The sequence below is a fragment of the Paenibacillus sp. FSL R5-0810 genome (assembly GCF_038002285.1).
Lineage (GTDB): Bacteria > Bacillota > Bacilli > Paenibacillales > Paenibacillaceae > Paenibacillus_AQ > Paenibacillus_AQ lactis.
Window position 1 is genome coordinate 344360 of sequence record NZ_JBBOCF010000001.1, and the last position, 16391, is coordinate 360750.

Here is a 16391-nt window from a genome sequence, read left to right on the forward strand (position 1 = left end):
GTTAGAAAAATATTCCTATTTGGACAGTGAAGAGAGGTCATGGAAGTGAAAAGAACGTTGTATGTTCTCGTTTTGTTCAGCTTGCTGGTGGGACTCGGATTGGCGGGGACGAACCAAGGCAGCGTCTCTGCCGAAGGGGCCGAGCTCCAGATCAAAGACATTGCGGGAAAGAATACCTATCTGATGAGTGACGGCTCCATGTGGTCCCTGATTGACGGGCGCCATAGCATTCGTACGCCAGGTAGTGTCGCAGCCATTAGCGGTTATGAGTACGGGGGCATCGGGATGACGCAGGATGGCCGCTTAGTGGAATGGGGCATCGGCAAGGGACCCCAGGTCGTTCCGGGTACAAGCGGCGTGAAGCAGATTTCGGGTTCCTACTGGCTGAAGTCGGATGGTACCGTATGGAGCGGCAATGTAAAAGTAAACAATCTCAGCGGCATTCGGCTGATTGCCAATGCGGATCAGGAGCTGGCTGCATTGTCCTCAAGCGGAGAGCTGCTGCTCGAGGATAACTACAAGAACGATCAATTTAAAAAGCTAGGGATCGTGGAAAGTCTGGCTTCCGTTAAATCCATGACCGTACACAGCGGACGCGTTGCCCTGCTGCATGATAACGGTGACGTGGTTGTATATGAGACGTCCAACTTCGACGATAACGGGCGGATCATCCCGGTTACCGTGGCTCAACAGGCAGCTCATATCGTTTATGTATCGAATGAACCGACGGATCTTCTGATCGTGACACTCCAGGACGGAACTGTGTGGACCACCGGAACGTATAAAGACCGCTGGAAGCTCAAGGAGCAGATCTCGGGGCTTAGCGGGATCGTAAGGACATCCATTTACGGGAATGCGAAGGATTTGTCGGAAGGCTTCTATGCGCAGCGAAGTGACGGAAGCTGGGTACACCATAAGGATGGGCAGAACAAGAATGTGGATGTACCGGTGGTTAAAAGTTTATCCGTTGCGATATCCAATGCGACCCCTTATGTAGGAGAGTCGCTGGAAGTGAGCATCCAGGAGAACTACACCAACGGGGCCAAGATCAAGGTGCCGGTTAAAGATGCAAGCATCGAGATCGAGAAGCCGTATTTGTTGAGCGTGCAGAAGAACGGCACGTTGAAATCTGCCGGAGTCGGCAAGACGCAGATTACGGTAACATCGGGCGGCCAGTCCAAATCGGTAACGGTGTCGTCCAGCCTGCGTAACAATTTGAAATACGCGAAACAGGTCAATGGCAATGTCATGGTTCCGGCGAGATCCGTAATCCAAGCATTGGGCGGAACCTATTCGGCCAAAAGCGGAGGCGTGGAGGCGAAGTTCGGACAGACCGTGCTCTCGTTCAAAGCAGGCAGCAGCCAGGCCAAGCTGAATGAAAGCTTCATCCGTCTCAAAGCTGCGCCCATGAACGACAAGGGCGAGCTGCTCATCCCGGCCTCGGTATTATCCGACGCGCTGGGGGCTAAAACTACCTGGGATGCCAAGTGGAAGCAAGCGCATATCTCCCTTGGCAAGGATGCGACCATGACCGTGGTTTCCAGCGAAACGGCTGGATTGATCAAAAAAACGATGCAAGGCAATTTGGTTAAATTCATCGGCCGGACGTATTGGGTGAACGAATTCGAGGACCTGGAACGCTTCTCGAAATTGACGGTAACCGACATTTTGCCTGACGACAAGGGTGAATTCAACGTCATCTTCAAGACGGCATCAGGGAAAACGGTAAAAAGCTACCCAATGCGCTCTTCGGAAGTGACGCAGCTGTTCGCAGACCGTTCCTCCTTATTAACTTACGACCCTTATAAAAAATACAAATGGTCCGCGTCCATCTGGAAGCAGATTAAGGCCGGACAGGTTTCCCTCGGCATGACGAAGGAGCAGGTACAGCTGTCATGGGGCAACCCGGCTGCCAAAGACATTACCTCCGGCGGTGGAAAAACCATTGAAACGTGGGGATATTCCAATTTCAATATCGTTTCCTTCGTGAATGGGAAAGCTATTTTGATCATCATGTAAGCTAAATAAGATGAACTAAAGAAAGGAGCGAGTCAGGAAGAGTGGAAAATGATTCTGAAGAAACGGTAGTGGTCGTCTTGTGAGCGGATTTCTACTGATTTTGAATGAATACAATCAAAAGAAATCCGGGAACAACAGCGATCGCAAGAACATTTCACACGGCTGCCCTATCGCATCCAAACAATAGTTCAACTTATATAGGCAAGCAGAGGCTTCGAAGCACGGAAGGCCTGCAGCCCGGTCATGGAAATGATGGGCTGGGGGTCTTTTTTTGTGTAGGGTTATGTGCAAGTTCGTTAAACCTTTATGAAATAACTAATTTCTCGAAATCTATTTTTAAACCATATTTGTAAAGAAAGTCGACACCCAATATTGCATTGAAGCCATATGGTTCTTTGGTAAGTCCTAGTTGGATAGTAAAATCTTTAAGCACAATGTTATCAATAGAGAGATCTGAAATAATTTGCTGATAACATAATTCACTTGAACCACCTACTCCATACATCCGTACCGATTTTCCGTTGATAAAGTCTATATCTATCCCAATTGGTTCAACAACATCAGTATCAAAAATAGTTGTGGAGCATCCGGTATCCAAGAGTACATTATTCAGAAGAGTTGATTTATTATTGTAAGATAAAGGGAGAGAAACAATAGGCAAACCATTTACAAGATGGATTTTCATCGAAGACCTCTAATCCCGGTAAAGGGTTGCTCGATGACTTCAATACATTCATTTCCGGTGTAAAAAACATAGAGTTCTCTAGTTGGTTCTAACATATGAAGTTTCTTATATGAAGCCCATGCACGCTTAGGGTCGTCATAATCAGAAACAACTGACATTTCTTCAATTGTTCTTATATGGTTATTTGAATGAGTGGCAAGAGCTTCAACTAGAATCCAACGATTAGGGTAGATTTCACGGATATGGCTCCATTTCATACATGAACACCTCCGAAAATACTTATATTCATTGTACAACCCCATCTTGAAACATTCAATGATAGTGAGTTCGAAGGAGAACGAACCAGCGTATAACATCGTTTTCCTGCTGCGTCGCGTCCGCTCCTTGATCTGCCAGAGGATTTTCGATGAGGATAATCAGGGCAGACAACCCTGCGAGGCTAAGTGGCGGAGGCACCCTGTCGCTACGCTCCTTTAAGCCTCTCGGGTTCAGGAACACATAAACGTTATACGAAAGTCTCTAAATACATTCAAAATAGGGGGAACTCATGGATATCATAATGAATCTTCAACCCCATGGTTGGTTAGATATATCGATAACTTTCAGTGAAGGTGAAATAATCGAAATTCCAGTTTCATTTTTGACCGATTCAATTCATGAATTAGCCGATAAGTCCTCCCTTCTGGATAAGGATTTCAATGAAGTTATAATTACAGGGACTTAAGGTGGTGGGCGTCGCGAATACAAGAACGTTAGGTGAAATCCCAGTAATACTATGATAGAGTGAATTCGATGGAGTTAATAGAAATCAAGAAAAACTTATTTACTACGCCTTAGGAATACCAACTGGCTCATTATTATTTCTGCGGATGCAAAACCGCGGTGGTTATTTGCGGAGCTCCATTTATTTCTTGACTGAGCCGGGGGAAGTATAACTTCTTGGATTGATGTTTCCCCTTAGTAGGGTGAAAACTAAAAGAAAGACCCGTGTAAGGAAGTCTCTCTCTATAGTCGCACTTCTTGTACAACTCAATTGATACTTGCTGCATTCTTAGTACGTGCGGATATGGGTGTTTTTCGGCTTCTTAATTATTTTCGTATCGATGATGAAAGCAACAATACCTCCAATTGTATATGCGATCATATCCATAGGGTCGAATATAGAACCAATTATTAGCTGTGCAATTTTATTGTGTTGAAGACCTAGAATTGAAGCAAAGTGAAAATACTGCAGCACTTCTGTGATAAAAGCCAATACAAGAGTAAAGATTACAACATAAATCGAATTAAAATCTTTCAGAGTCATAATAAAATAATATATAAAAACTACAATAATAACATCCCCAACCAATCCTCTTATGAACGGCATTTCACTAAAGAGCAAAACTATAAGTATACAGAAAATAATACACATTAAGGAAAGGCTAAAGTAAACTAGTCTTCTACTCATAAGTACACCTCTGTTTCTTGTATGAGAAATGACATCAGAGAAATAATTTTTATAGTTATTTTATAAGGTGAAGTATATCCTATTAACTCAGTAGTGCCAATCGTCGGTTCATACATAAAGAAGGCTTCGGATTAACGAGATCTCAATGGCAGGGCCGGCCAGTTTAAATAAATTAGCAATGCCAGAAATTCGATGTGGTCTGACAAATTACAATAGGGAAGAGTAAAAAAATAATCTATTGAGATCACTGTTTGCAGATTATAGATAAAGAGAAGGGATGTAGCTCGAAGAAGACAGGGACATCACCTAACAACATATTCACGCTTCGGGCATTTGCCCTCGGTCCGTCAGAAGTTAGATGGGATTCTAGGAGGCATTTCAGCAGCAGGGAAGCGGAATCTACTGTACATATCCACACCACCTAACCGCATCGCGGCCGCCTTTCGGGCTTAAGGTGGTGGGACGTCGTGAACACGGGAACGTTATCGGAAATCAGCGCAAAACAAATATTAGATAATACATAGAGATTAAGTAACTATTAATATTGGTTATCAAGATACTAATTGGAGGCTCGCCCATGGAAATTGCAAATGAAGTAATCGAAAGTATGTTAATTAAGTTTAACTCGGAGAGGAAATGGACTCTCCAAGCGATTGGACAATTGTCAGAGGAAGATTTAACATGGGTGCCTAACTCTGAAAGTAATAGTATTACTAATTTAGTTGCTCATATTCGAGGTTGTGTTCATTCCAGAATAGAAACAATCTTTTATGATATTCCAGACACTAGGGACAGAGACAAGGAATTTGAACGTGGGCTCAAATATTCTAAAGAGCAAGTTTACAACATGACGAAAGAAGCATTTGATATAATCATTCAGTATCTCGAACACCTCAAGTCAAACCCTGAATTGTTATTATCACAACCGTTTATCAATCGTCCGCCTCTTACATATAGCCAGGTAAACAATGAGACAACCGTTCTAAATCTTATGGTAGCAATGATTAGAGAAATGCATTATCATACCGGGCAAATAATATATGCAGCAAAGATTAGAAAGGGACAACTTGTATGGAATTATGACTAATATAAAAGTGTATGATATTAAAGTGCTTCGAAGAAGGCACTGACATCCTATAACAAAGTATCTACGTTGCAGGCCATTCGGCCCTTGGTCTGCTAGAAGTATTTCCGAGAAGTAATTCAGCAGACAACCCTACGAAGCTAAGTCCGTCGGACCCGGCGCATTCGCGCCTTAAGCCTCTCGGGTTCGTAGATACAAGAACGTTATGTGAAATTCGGGCTAGTAAGAGAAAAAACTCTGGAGATGATCCTAATCATAGCTCAGGCAATCATTATTAAAGACAAGTACATACTGATGGTCCGTCAATTTGTGCAAAGAGGGGCTATCGTATGGAATTTTCCAGGTGGGGGAATTGAAGAAGGAGAAACCCCTGATGAGGCTTGTATTAGAGAAGTCAAAGAAGAAACTGGACTCGATGTAAAAGCATTAAAATTAATCCAACACCAAGAGGGGAAATATACATATCTAGTGACAGATATTGAAGGCAGAATACACCTCGATAAAAGCAATAAGGACAACGACGATATTATAGAGATCAAATGGTTATCAATTGATGATTATAAAATATTCGATAACTATACAAAACCAATAATAGAATTAGTAAGAAAACTCGAAGATAGCCCGAACATCACATAACAATATGTTCACGCATCGGCCGGACAAGCCGCCACGGTCGCCAGGAGATAATTCAGGGAAGTTGATTCAGGGACACATCCGCACCACCTAACCGCATCGCGGACGTTCCTTCGGACCTTAAGGTGGTGGGACGTAGTGAACATGGAAACGTTATCGATTCATCAAAGGTAAGAATAGACTTATAGGTGTGATCTTAGTGAAGAAGAAAACAAGAAAGATTACTGTCAATGGCAAAAAATATCTATATGTGATTAGCCAAAAGTATTATCAAGAAAAAAGTGATATTAAACTAAAGATTACATTAGAGAAGGCTAAAAACATTACTTGTACATTTAGTTTTATTACATGGGAAGATGCAATTACAGGCAGTCCTCTTCTAGTGGGTGTAAGGCTAAAGAAAAGAGGTTTAAATGAATTTGAATATTTCAATTTACATCATCCAACACAGATAAAGAATTTCATAACAAATGCTATAGATAATGGATGGAATGGAGAAAGTGTTGTAGAGTTTGATGGGCTTGATATTATGAGCCAGTTAGGTTTTGAAGTATTATGGCTTAAACCAAGTTATCAAAAAAATTAAACTATTGTATGTTGGTATTTCAAGAGGCCGCTAATATCCGATAACAATATATTCACGCATCGGCCATTGGGTCCTCGGTCCGTCAGAGGGATTTCTGGAAGTAGATGCAACCGGACAACCCTGCACTGGCTAAGTCCATCGGACCCGGGGCATTCGCCCCTTAAGCCAGTGAGGAATCGTGAATACGGAAACGTTATCTGAAATACTAAGCAAAAGGAGTTTGTAAGTTGAAAGATCTATTAATAAGTTTCATAATTGCTTTTTATAAGTTGTTTTATAAAATATGCTTTATGATTAAAGATTGGATAAAAAGAAATATATTTATAGAGGAATTCCAAAAAGTATATGCAGCATATACATTCATTCTGATGACATTCTTATTTTTTTCACTTAAATACAACAGTATTCTTATAAAGTTTTTAAATCTGGTAGTAGTAATTTCAGCTGCAATAGTTCTGATATGTATTTACAAAAAAATTTTAAGAATGAAAGAAGATCACATGAAATTCTATTCTCAATCGTTAAATTGGTGGCTTACAGTAAGCTTTTTTTGGATATTTGCCTCTATGAGCTTTGTTCATGTTAATCCATATCTGGTGAAAATATTTTTAATTCCATTTTCTCTATTTTTTTATTATGGAATGAGATATTTATTTTTGAAATGGGTAAAACATTGGTTTTTTTATTTTATGTTATTTTCCTTAATGCCTATTATCTCGTTTTTTATTTATAGTTTTTTGGGATCATTAATATTTGAATTTACAAATAAAGAGTTTTTTGTATCAGATACTGCATTCAAATGGATGGTCATTCTATTTTGTGTATTGTTAACAAGTATCTTTGTATGTTGGACACCAGCAGATAGGTTTGATGAAGTGAAGGTTGCAGTCTATTTGTTGCTTGCAGTTTTTTCAACAATTTCGTATTGTTTTTTTATTTCTGATTATCTTGCTGAAGTAGTTACATCAAAGCTAAATGAAATCAATCAATTTGAATCCTTTACAAGAGACGAAATCAAAGAACTTATAGATGTAGTTGTTAAATGGGTTTCTCTTCCTTATTTAATTGGTTCCGTATTTGCTTGTTTTACACTAGAGCTTGTAGCAAGAAACAGAAACATCAGAGAGAAATCAAGGTAGTCGCGTACTTCAGATAACATAATATTCACGCTGCGGGCGTGCGCCCTTGATCCGGCATTCGCCGGATACTCAGCATGCGCTGAGTCGTGAATACGGGAACGTTATATGAAAGTGACGAAATTCTTATATTGTGGGGGAGATCTATGATGCCAATATGTATAAATCAAAAGGGTGATATTTTCGAAGAACTGTTAAATATCACTGAAGAGCAAATAAAACAAATTAGCTTGGATTATCCAATTACACATGCATTAGTCGTTGCAAAGAATAAAGAAGGGTTTTTACTTTTGTTCAATAGCTGGAAGAACAATTGGGAGGTACCTGGAGGCCTACTCGAGCCAGGAGAATCATTAAGAGAATGTGCAATTAGGGAGATGCATGAAGAAACGAATCAATCTCCTGAAAGAATTGATTTTAAAGGTTTAATGAAATTTACATTAAGGACTGGAAAGATTGAATATGGTGGCCTCTTCAGCGCAGATATAGTAGAGGAAAAACCATTTGAAGTGAATGAAGAAGCAAACAAGATTATCTTTTGGGATGGAATTGAAGACATTGGATACATAGATGAAATTGATAAGGAATTATTGAAGTACTATTAAGAGTATTTTGTAAGTAATTCATGAAGTCGTCACCATCAAATAACACCATATTCACGCATCGGGCTGTCGCCCTCGGTCCCAGAAGCGGCTTCGAAAAAGCGGTTGCTTTGGACACGCCCGGCATTCGCCGGGCGTCGTGAATATACGAAACGTTATCGGAAATTCGATTTTTCAACAAAAAACAACAATTTGTGGAGTCTTCTTAATATGTTTTGTAGAACAAAACATATTAAGAAGTAATTCATAATGAAGAGAGAAGGTTCATTGGAATGCAGACAGAACGCTTCAGTAAATTAAGAAAATCAGAGCTCGCCAAGATATTTGAAAAAAAGATAAAATAGAGATTTGGAGAAAAATTGTAAAAAATCAACTCCGAAGCATTGATCTTAAAGATCTTTTTGATCACTATGATTTTAATTATAATACTGATGAAAGAGCTAGCTACATCAATACGCAATGATATCTTAAGTGGAAATTATAAGGTATCCCAAGCACTTACATATAGAATTGAAAAGAAGTTTGGTGTATGTAGACATTTGGTTACTCCGCAACCTTCTGATGCATTAGTTTTTCAAGTGTTAGTTGAAAAACTATCAAAAGAAATGAATCAACCCTCCGAAAATGCCTTTTACTCAAGAGACAGACATAGTGTTTCAAAACCACATACTACTGATGAATACAAATTTAACTGGCGGAAGCAAAGATCCAAGTCATATTTCTTTAATAGCAATTCTAGTAGGTACATGTATAATCTCAATTTCAAAGATTGTTGAAGAATTTTCAGTAATCATGGGGCGAACTGCATATCAAGCAGCCTCAGCAGGATCTTATAGTCCAGAAGAATATTATGTTAATCTATCACTTAACTATTGGATAGGGTCTTTACTAATATTATGTGGAGTAATCGTCTTGTGTATCATCTCTTATAATAATTACAAGAAAATTTTATAAAAACAACTGGAATTAATTTAAAATAGAGTATTCAGAATAATTATTTAAAGAATGTGAGTATTTCGTGAAGCTGGTGCCATCAGATAACAACATATTCACGCATTAGGGCTACGCCCCTCGGTCCCAGAAGCGACTTCAAGGAGGCAGTTGCTGTGACAAACCTGGCATTCGCCAGGCGTCGTGAATATACGAACCGTTATCCGAAATCGAGGTAAAGCTGAAAAAACAATAATTGTATAAAAAATATATATGGAAGAAGTGATTTTATATTGAATGAAGAGCAAATTTTTAAAAGGCATAAAAAAATAAATCAACATTATAAAATCTTGGTAAATGATACTAACGTCAAAATACTTAATTACAAAATAGAAAAGGGACATGAAGAGTTTTTTTATATTGAGTTAATTACAAAAGTTTCGAATGAAATTTTTGAAAATAAATTTGTTAATATAAAGACAGAAAAAGACAACAAAAAAATTGAAGTCATAGGAACTTGGGCCATGAAATTCTCACAACCAGGTCTTAAGAGATATAGGTATAAAATCAAAGAATTAAATGAATTTTGTAAGTAAACCGGAGAAGACCTCGACATCTGATAACACAGCATTCACGCATCGGGCTTCTAAAGAGGCCCTCGGTCGCCAAGAGGATTTTCGGAGAGGTGAAATCAGGCGACAACCTTTCACTACCTAACCGCGTCGCGGCGGCTTTCGAGCCTTAAGGTAGTGAAGGTTCGTGAATGCAACAATGTTATAGGAAATCAACGCAATATCGGATAAAAAATATTTATAAATTTAGAGGGGACTATAGAATGAATCCAATACTAATAGATTTTCCAAACCAATTTACAACTGAAAGGTTATTGATTAGAGCACCTCTACCTGGTGATGGCAAGATAGTGTATGAGAGTATATTATCCTCGATCAATGAGCTCAAGGAATGGTTTTCGCTTTTTGCACAGAACGAACATTCTGAACAGTCAATCGAAGAGATTCTACGAGAAGAACATGCAAAGTTTATTAAGAGAGAATATCTTAGACTCTTGATATTTGATAAAGAAACTGAACAATTCATTGGTTTATCTGGATTGTATAAGCCGGATTGGGAGATACGTAAATTTGAAATCGGATATTGGATTGATACACGTATGAGCGGAAAAGGGTATATGACTGAAGCAGTTCAAGGAATAACCAATTTTGCCTTTACAGAGTTGAAGGCTAGAAGATTAGAAATTCGTTGTGATACTTTAAATTTTAAGAGTAAGGCGATTCCAGAACGATTAGGCTTTCAATTAGAAGGAACCTTAAGATGTAATGATTTATCAGCAGATAAGAGTCAGATAAGAGATACTCATATTTACGCTCTAGTTAAATAATAAGTGCTAGTGGCTCGAGAAGGCGTTGACATCCTATAACAACATATTCAACGGTCCGGCCAGAGTGAGAAGATGATTCGGGGAGGCAATTGACAGCAAGCAGGAAGCAAATTCAGTTGGACACATCCGACTTTGTCGGAAGTCGTGAATACAACAACGTTATAGGAAATTAGCGCAAATCTAAAAAACAGGAGTGATAATTATTAAATTCATACTAATATTTGGCCCTCAGGCAGTAGGTAAAATGACAGTCGGTTATGAGTTGACGAAAATAACTGAATTGAAATTATTCCACAATCATATGTCAATAGAATTGTTTCAACCCTATTTTGGATTCACTAGTGAAACCTGGAGACTATCAGATATTGTTAGGAACGAGTTTTTTGAATCATTTTCTCGAAGCAATCAATATGGTCTAATTTTTACTTATGTATGGGGACTCGATCTTGAGGGTGATTGGGATTTTGTAAGGAAAACTTGTGAAATTTTTGAATCTAAAGGTGCAGAGATCTATTTTGTTGAGTTAGAAGCAGAAATCGATGAAAGAATTGTCAGAAACAGAACATCTTTTAGATTGGATCAAAAACCGAGTAAAAGGAACGTTGAACAATCTGAGAAAGATCTAATGAATACCTTGGAAAATCATAGGTTAAATTCATATCAAGGAGAAATTACAAGGGAAAACTATATGAAAATTAATAATACTTATCTAAGTGCTGACGAAGTAGCAAATATGATTAAAAAGCATTTCAATTTATGATAAGTGCTATGTAAGTTTTCCATGAAGGCACTGACATTCTATAACAATGTATTCACGCTGCGTGCCTAGCGGCCCTTGGTCTGCAGAGGCAATTCGGGGAAGTTGATTCAGCAGACAACCCTACAAGGCTAAGTCCGTCGGACCTGGCGCATTCGCGCCTTAAGCCTCTCGGTTCGTAGATACAAGAACGTTAGGCGAAACCGCCAGAAGGATAACGATGAGGTGATCACAATGAAGGTAGAAATCATAAAAACAAAAGATATCACAACATATGTTGGGATTCGAGCAACTGCCTATATCTCTATGCTGGGAGAGAATATAAATAAAGGATTCCTTGAATTAACGAGAAGAAGGGAAGAAATACCAAACGTTAAGAATCCGAATGTCACCTTTGGAATAACTCCGCCTAACTATAAAGAGAACCAGGGACTCGTGGACTTCTATTGCTGCTATGAAGTAGAGCCATTCAGTAAATTGCCAAATGAGATGGTACATATCCATCTACTTCCTAGAACTTATTCATTAACACACTACGTTGGTCCGATTAGTCAGACAGAAACTGCATATGAGTATACTTCAAGATGGATACATAAAATGGATATACGTACGATGATGTGGCATATTACTTTGAGAAATACGATGAGAAAACAATAATAGAAAATGATAATGAGAAGAATGAAATCAAGATATATTGTCCAGTAAAGAAGATATAATGAGGGTATTTCAGGGCGGCATCTCCTAACAACGCCATTCACGCTGTCGCCCCCTCGGTCCACTCGGGGCATTTCGGGGAAACAGCTTCAGTTCAGCGGACAACACCTGCGAGGCGAAGTCTTCGACCCGGCGAGGCGATCACTTCGTTTTATCGCCGTGTAAGCTTAAGCCTCTCGGGTTCGTGAATGCGTAAGACGTTAAGTGAAATTACTGCAATCAACATTACAGACCTTATATAAAAAATATTCAACAAAACCTATAAAAGCGTTGAGCAATGCCAGAATGAACATGCCGAACATGAACATTAAGGAAAATGCATTTTTGACCTCCATGGGCATCACCTCCCTTCTGGGAGATTAGCCGACCGCCCTTAAATCCGTAAATTGCACTAGAAAATTTTAACATAGAGGACATGATGAAATACCACTAAAATACTATAAATAACTAGAAAGAAAAAATATATCTGTAAAACTTATATGAGAATGTAATACAGAGAAGGCAGAAACATCACTTAACAATGCATCTAAGCTGCGGGGCATTAGCCCCTTGGTTGCCAGAAGCAAGCCCATAGGCGTAAATTCAGACAACACACGACCCGCCTAAGATAAGAACTATCTAAGGCCGGGTCTTGTCATAGATGCGGTGGCGAGATAAATAATCAAAACGGAGACTTGAAATGATTGGAATAGCAAGGCATTTTAAGGTCACATATAAACCTGAGAACAAATGGATGACAGCTAAACAATTTAATAATTGGGTAGAAGAATACGATAATGCAGAAATACAAATCGCAAATAATATTAGTAACGATAGGAAATGGGATGTATGTTATTGTAGTAACCAATCTCGAGCAACCAGAACGGCCAAGGTAATTTTTGATGGTAAAATTATTATTACTGATCAACTAAGAGAAATAGGAATTACAGCAGTAAGTAAATCAAAAATAAAACTTCATCTCACTATTTGGCTGATCCTAGCTCGAATAGCTTGGTTTTTGTCGCATAAGTCACAAGAAGAGAGCAAGTTACAAACTCTTATTAGAGCTAAGCTGATATTAGATGAAATAGAACAAAAATATTCAGAAACAAATGTATTAATAGTAAGTCACGGAGCATTTATTAAGACTTTAACAAAAGAGTTGGATCGCAGAGGGTATAAGGGGAAGGTAGATATAAAGCCTAGAAACGGGAAATTATATACATATAATAAACAATAATTTGTTAAGTAACTCGAAGAAGCGCCACACATCATATAACAATATAATCTCGCATCGGAACCTGTGACTCCTCCGTCCGCGAGAAGTATCGGCAGGATGGTAGATTCAGCGGGCACATCCGAACCGACTAACCGCATCGCGGCCGCTGCTGGCTCAGCCTTGAGTTGGTGGGACGTGATGAGTATGGGAACGTTATCTGAAATTAACGACATCTAAACCATAAAAATATCGAACAATTGTTCTTCACCCCATTGGGAGATGATGGTACAATAGGAAGGACAATTGAATCTTGGGTGGGCATGGTTTCCCTTCGAAAGGAGGTGAATCCATGGAAGTTAAGGATGCACTGACGATCATGTTTCTATTTGGATCGTTTATTCTTGCCCTTTTAACATACCTCAATTCCAACAACAAGAAAAAGTAAAAACCCACCCAAAGGTTAGCGCCCAGGTGGGTTTTTGTTCCTATTCGACTCAGAAGGGGACTCCCATCCAAGCCAATTGTCAAGCCGAGTGTTTGCCGCACTCGGCTTCTTTAAAAGTATGATAACACAATTGGAAAAAGAAGTGAACCTGGAAAATACATAAACGAATAAAGCGGAGCTTGGTAAAAGCTTGGTAAAAGCTTGGTAAAAAATTAGATAATCACCCCTTATTTGAGGACAGCCGCAAAGGAGCGTTAACTCCGTCTAACACCGTATTTACGTTGCGGCACCTTCGTTCCCTGGGGCCGCCCGGGGTTTATCAAGGAAGTGAATCAGGTGGACAACCCTGCACTATGCGGAACTAGTCCACAAACCTTAGCGGAGGTTATTATGTCAGATTCGATTATTGTAGTACCCTATAATCCTTCTTGGAAAGAAGAATTTAAAAGTATTGGTTTAGAGATTCGACAAGCACTTGGCGAGCTAGCTATTCGAGTAGATCATATCGGCTCAACTTCTATTGAAGGGCATCGCTGCCGTGCCCTACGGTCACTTATGTCGGCGAGGGGTCGTGAACACAGGGACGTTATGCGCCATTACCGGTAAATATTATGGATAATATTTAAGGAGATCGTTTATGAAGAGTAAGATACTCTTATTATTTTTTATTACGATCGTGTTTTCATCTTGTCAGAATATTAGTCAATCGACTACCTTGAACAGCGAAACTAAATCAATAAAGAATTCTGAACTGCCTTCCGATGTGGTGAGTACAGGTAATGAAACAGAATCAAAAAAAATATCTGAAGGTCGATCAGATCCTGCTAACAATAAATTGTTATCCATGAGCATTGGGAACTATGAATTGACTGGGGAATTTTATGATGAAATGCTTCGAAATCCTATAGATCATGATTATGAAGTGGAATTTAATGAATTTCAAAATTCCAAAGAGATTACAACATTGGGATGGGGGGCGTTGGAAAGCAAATATGCAGAGACTTGGGATAAAGAGTTGAATCAAATATATAAGAAGCTTCTTTCTAAGTTGGATAAAGAACCAAGAAAAGCACTAATTGAATCGCAAAAAGAATGGTTACAGTATCACTTAAGGGAAACAAAATTTGTAGAGAAGACATTTATTAATAATGGTAACCTTGGATCACAAGGATCGGTAAGCCTAGGCAGGGTTATACGGGAGAGAATTAGGGAAAGAACAATGCAATTATTTGAATATCGATATTTGCTAGATGGTGAAGTTGAGTTTTTATACCAAAGTGAAAAATAGAGTTGGAATCTTGATCAGAGGTTTTTAGGTTATCGGTAATCAGCGCAACGATAACATGAATAACCCAACTGTGGTTTTATTATTGGAGGAAAACAGTCATGTCTCAAGTCATACTAAAAAAGATTACTTCTGAGAACTGGAGAGAAGCTATTGAACTAACTGTAAGTGTGGAACAACAAAGATTTGTTGCTTCGGTAACACCTCCCGCTGCAATTGCTCTTGCGAAGGCTTATATCAGACCGGATGGTAGGATAGTAGAACCTTATGGGGTCTACAAACAAAATCAAATGGTAGGCTTCTTCAATTTGCACTATACACCTGCTAGTAAAGAAGATTATTGGCTCTTTCATTTTTTTATTGATCAAAGGTTTCAAAGAAAGGGAATAGGAGCAGAAACGATAAACGCGCTAATTAATTTCATTAAAGAATTTCATCCTAATTGTCATCGCATTAGATTAACAGTGCATCCTAACAATGATGCCGGAATAAAATTTTATACAAAGCTTGGATTTACTTCAGAAAACACTCTTACGTATGGTGAACCTACATACTCTATTGTATTTTAGATTTATTTTAAAAATAAATTGACACCCAATGAAGTCTTGAAAGTTGATTCAAAGAAGTTATCTGAAAGATTGGCAAAAACATTATAGTGTTCATCAGATCATTGATTGGAGAGTATTTTATGAGGCGCCTGGTAATCATGACGGTTGGAAAAACGCATAGTGGAAAGACCACTTTTGCTAAAGAATTAGAATCTGTATTACAACAAGCCGTTGTTATTGATCAAGATAATCATGCTGAATTTATTAATAGCCATTATAAGAAACTTCGCCCTATAGAGGGTCCTAACACTTTAAAGTTCTCTGTAACTAATGCGATTGTTAAGTACGCTATTGAGGAAAGCAATTTCCACATTATCTTGAGTAATTCCAATTTAAGTAAATCCGGAAGAACAAATGTACTCCGACACTTTCAGGACAAAGGATTTGAAAGCATTATCGTTTACTTTGATCTACCAACAGATTTACTGAAAGAACGTGTAATAAAAACTCAAAGAAGTAAAGCTATATTTAGAAGTGCTTCGAGCTTTTTGGAAGTATTGGAGAGACAAGAAAATTCGACATTAATACAACCTAGTAAAGATGAAGCGAATTATCTATTTGACATTAAGGACTCCAGTAGTACCATGGAAATTATTCAACAAATAAAAGTTATTAGTGAATTTAGATAATTCGAAGAAGGCCGATCCATAAGATAACCAACATATTCATGCTTCGAACCTAGTGGCTCTCGGGCCGGTGGGAGTGAATAAGCAAGGAAGCAAAATCACCCGAACACATCCATCTCCCTGTGATAAGAGCCATCTAAAGGAGATGGACGTCGTGAATACAAGAAACGTTAGATGAAATCTCCGGAAAGAGCATTGTAAGACAGATAAGTACAACTTTAGTTTCAGTAAGTC

Annotated in this window: 21 protein-coding genes; 17 read left to right on the forward strand and 4 right to left on the reverse strand. The window is 38.7% G+C overall.

Annotated features, from left to right (window positions below; genetic code table 11):
* Positions 1 to 39 precede the first annotated feature (39 nt).
* Complete coding sequence (locus MKX76_RS01425) at positions 40 to 2019, forward strand: stalk domain-containing protein (protein ID WP_244152621.1); 1980 nt, start codon at positions 40 to 42, stop codon at positions 2017 to 2019.
* Between the two features lie 304 nt (positions 2020 to 2323).
* Here the strand turns inward: MKX76_RS01425 and MKX76_RS01430 are convergent, their stop codons facing one another.
* Entirely contained in the window at positions 2324 to 2704 is a 381-nt protein-coding gene (locus MKX76_RS01430; protein WP_341032752.1) for an aspartyl protease family protein, read from the reverse strand.
* Positions 2701 to 2961 (reverse strand): hypothetical protein, encoded by a 261-nt coding sequence (locus tag MKX76_RS01435; RefSeq protein ID WP_340899956.1) that lies wholly within the window; start codon positions 2959 to 2961, stop codon positions 2701 to 2703. Before MKX76_RS01435 ends, MKX76_RS01430 begins: the two co-directional genes overlap by 4 nt.
* A gap of 290 nt (positions 2962 to 3251) precedes the next feature.
* Between MKX76_RS01435 and MKX76_RS01440 the strand changes: the two genes are divergently transcribed.
* A complete protein-coding gene (locus tag MKX76_RS01440) occupies positions 3252 to 3428 on the forward strand; it encodes a hypothetical protein (RefSeq protein WP_341032753.1) in 177 nt (58 codons plus the stop codon).
* Between the two features lie 327 nt (positions 3429 to 3755).
* On the opposite strand, the gene MKX76_RS29715 is transcribed toward MKX76_RS01440, so the two are convergent.
* Positions 3756 to 4154, reverse strand: coding sequence for a ribosomal maturation YjgA family protein (locus MKX76_RS29715; RefSeq protein WP_007127779.1), 399 nt, complete (start codon positions 4152 to 4154; stop codon positions 3756 to 3758).
* A 577-nt stretch (positions 4155 to 4731) separates the two neighbouring features.
* On the opposite strand from MKX76_RS29715, the gene MKX76_RS01445 reads away from it, so the two are divergent.
* The 9 genes from MKX76_RS01445 (at position 4732) to MKX76_RS01485 (ending at position 11938) form a co-directional block, all read left to right on the forward strand.
* Entirely contained in the window at positions 4732 to 5241 is a 510-nt protein-coding gene (locus tag MKX76_RS01445) for a DinB family protein (RefSeq protein ID WP_341032754.1), read from the forward strand.
* Between the two features lie 204 nt (positions 5242 to 5445).
* Positions 5446 to 5874, forward strand: a complete 429-nt coding sequence (locus MKX76_RS01450; protein ID WP_341032755.1) for an NUDIX hydrolase — start codon at positions 5446 to 5448, stop codon at positions 5872 to 5874.
* A gap of 196 nt (positions 5875 to 6070) precedes the next feature.
* Positions 6071 to 6457: a hypothetical protein gene (locus tag MKX76_RS01455; RefSeq protein ID WP_341032756.1), complete on the forward strand. Its 387-nt coding sequence runs from the start codon at positions 6071 to 6073 to the stop codon at positions 6455 to 6457.
* 227 nt (positions 6458 to 6684) lie between these two features.
* Positions 6685 to 7596 carry a hypothetical protein gene (locus tag MKX76_RS01460; protein WP_341032758.1) on the forward strand — a complete coding sequence of 304 codons (912 nt, stop codon included), beginning with the start codon at positions 6685 to 6687 and terminating at the stop codon, positions 7594 to 7596.
* Between the two features lie 86 nt (positions 7597 to 7682).
* Positions 7683 to 8198 (forward strand): NUDIX domain-containing protein, encoded by a 516-nt coding sequence (locus MKX76_RS01465; RefSeq protein ID WP_341032760.1) that lies wholly within the window; start codon positions 7683 to 7685, stop codon positions 8196 to 8198.
* Between the two features lie 1220 nt (positions 8199 to 9418).
* Entirely contained in the window at positions 9419 to 9721 is a 303-nt protein-coding gene (locus MKX76_RS01470) for a hypothetical protein (protein WP_341032761.1), read from the forward strand.
* A gap of 239 nt (positions 9722 to 9960) precedes the next feature.
* Positions 9961 to 10524, forward strand: a complete 564-nt coding sequence (locus MKX76_RS01475) for a GNAT family N-acetyltransferase (RefSeq protein ID WP_341032762.1) — start codon at positions 9961 to 9963, stop codon at positions 10522 to 10524.
* Positions 10525 to 10726: 202 nt separating this feature from the next.
* Positions 10727 to 11284 (forward strand): shikimate kinase, encoded by a 558-nt coding sequence (locus MKX76_RS01480; RefSeq protein WP_341035008.1) that lies wholly within the window; start codon positions 10727 to 10729, stop codon positions 11282 to 11284.
* A gap of 231 nt (positions 11285 to 11515) precedes the next feature.
* Positions 11516 to 11938 carry a GyrI-like domain-containing protein gene (locus MKX76_RS01485; RefSeq protein WP_341032763.1) on the forward strand — a complete coding sequence of 141 codons (423 nt, stop codon included), beginning with the start codon at positions 11516 to 11518 and terminating at the stop codon, positions 11936 to 11938.
* A gap of 257 nt (positions 11939 to 12195) precedes the next feature.
* Here MKX76_RS01485 and MKX76_RS01490 read toward each other — a convergent pair whose 3' ends face one another.
* Positions 12196 to 12336 (reverse strand): putative holin-like toxin, encoded by a 141-nt coding sequence (locus MKX76_RS01490; protein ID WP_341032765.1) that lies wholly within the window; start codon positions 12334 to 12336, stop codon positions 12196 to 12198.
* 338 nt (positions 12337 to 12674) lie between these two features.
* Between MKX76_RS01490 and MKX76_RS01495 the strand changes: the two genes are divergently transcribed.
* The 6 genes from MKX76_RS01495 to MKX76_RS01520 all read left to right on the forward strand — a co-directional run bounded on the left by MKX76_RS01495 (position 12675) and on the right by MKX76_RS01520 (position 16160).
* Positions 12675 to 13214, forward strand: coding sequence for a histidine phosphatase family protein (locus MKX76_RS01495; protein WP_341032766.1), 540 nt, complete (start codon positions 12675 to 12677; stop codon positions 13212 to 13214).
* A 328-nt stretch (positions 13215 to 13542) separates the two neighbouring features.
* Complete coding sequence (comI, locus tag MKX76_RS01500; RefSeq protein WP_341032767.1) at positions 13543 to 13638, forward strand: competence inhibitor ComI; 96 nt, start codon at positions 13543 to 13545, stop codon at positions 13636 to 13638.
* A 390-nt stretch (positions 13639 to 14028) separates the two neighbouring features.
* The gene (locus tag MKX76_RS01505; protein WP_341032768.1) at positions 14029 to 14244 is read left to right on the forward strand and encodes a GrpB family protein; all 216 of its coding nucleotides are present in this window, start codon (positions 14029 to 14031) and stop codon (positions 14242 to 14244) included.
* A 31-nt stretch (positions 14245 to 14275) separates the two neighbouring features.
* Positions 14276 to 14926 carry a lysozyme inhibitor LprI family protein gene (locus tag MKX76_RS01510; RefSeq protein ID WP_007127791.1) on the forward strand — a complete coding sequence of 217 codons (651 nt, stop codon included), beginning with the start codon at positions 14276 to 14278 and terminating at the stop codon, positions 14924 to 14926.
* Positions 14927 to 15024: 98 nt separating this feature from the next.
* Positions 15025 to 15492 carry a GNAT family N-acetyltransferase gene (locus tag MKX76_RS01515; protein WP_251537692.1) on the forward strand — a complete coding sequence of 156 codons (468 nt, stop codon included), beginning with the start codon at positions 15025 to 15027 and terminating at the stop codon, positions 15490 to 15492.
* Between the two features lie 119 nt (positions 15493 to 15611).
* Positions 15612 to 16160 (forward strand): ATP-binding protein, encoded by a 549-nt coding sequence (locus MKX76_RS01520; protein ID WP_007127793.1) that lies wholly within the window; start codon positions 15612 to 15614, stop codon positions 16158 to 16160.
* The last annotated feature ends 231 nt before the right edge of the window (positions 16161 to 16391 follow it).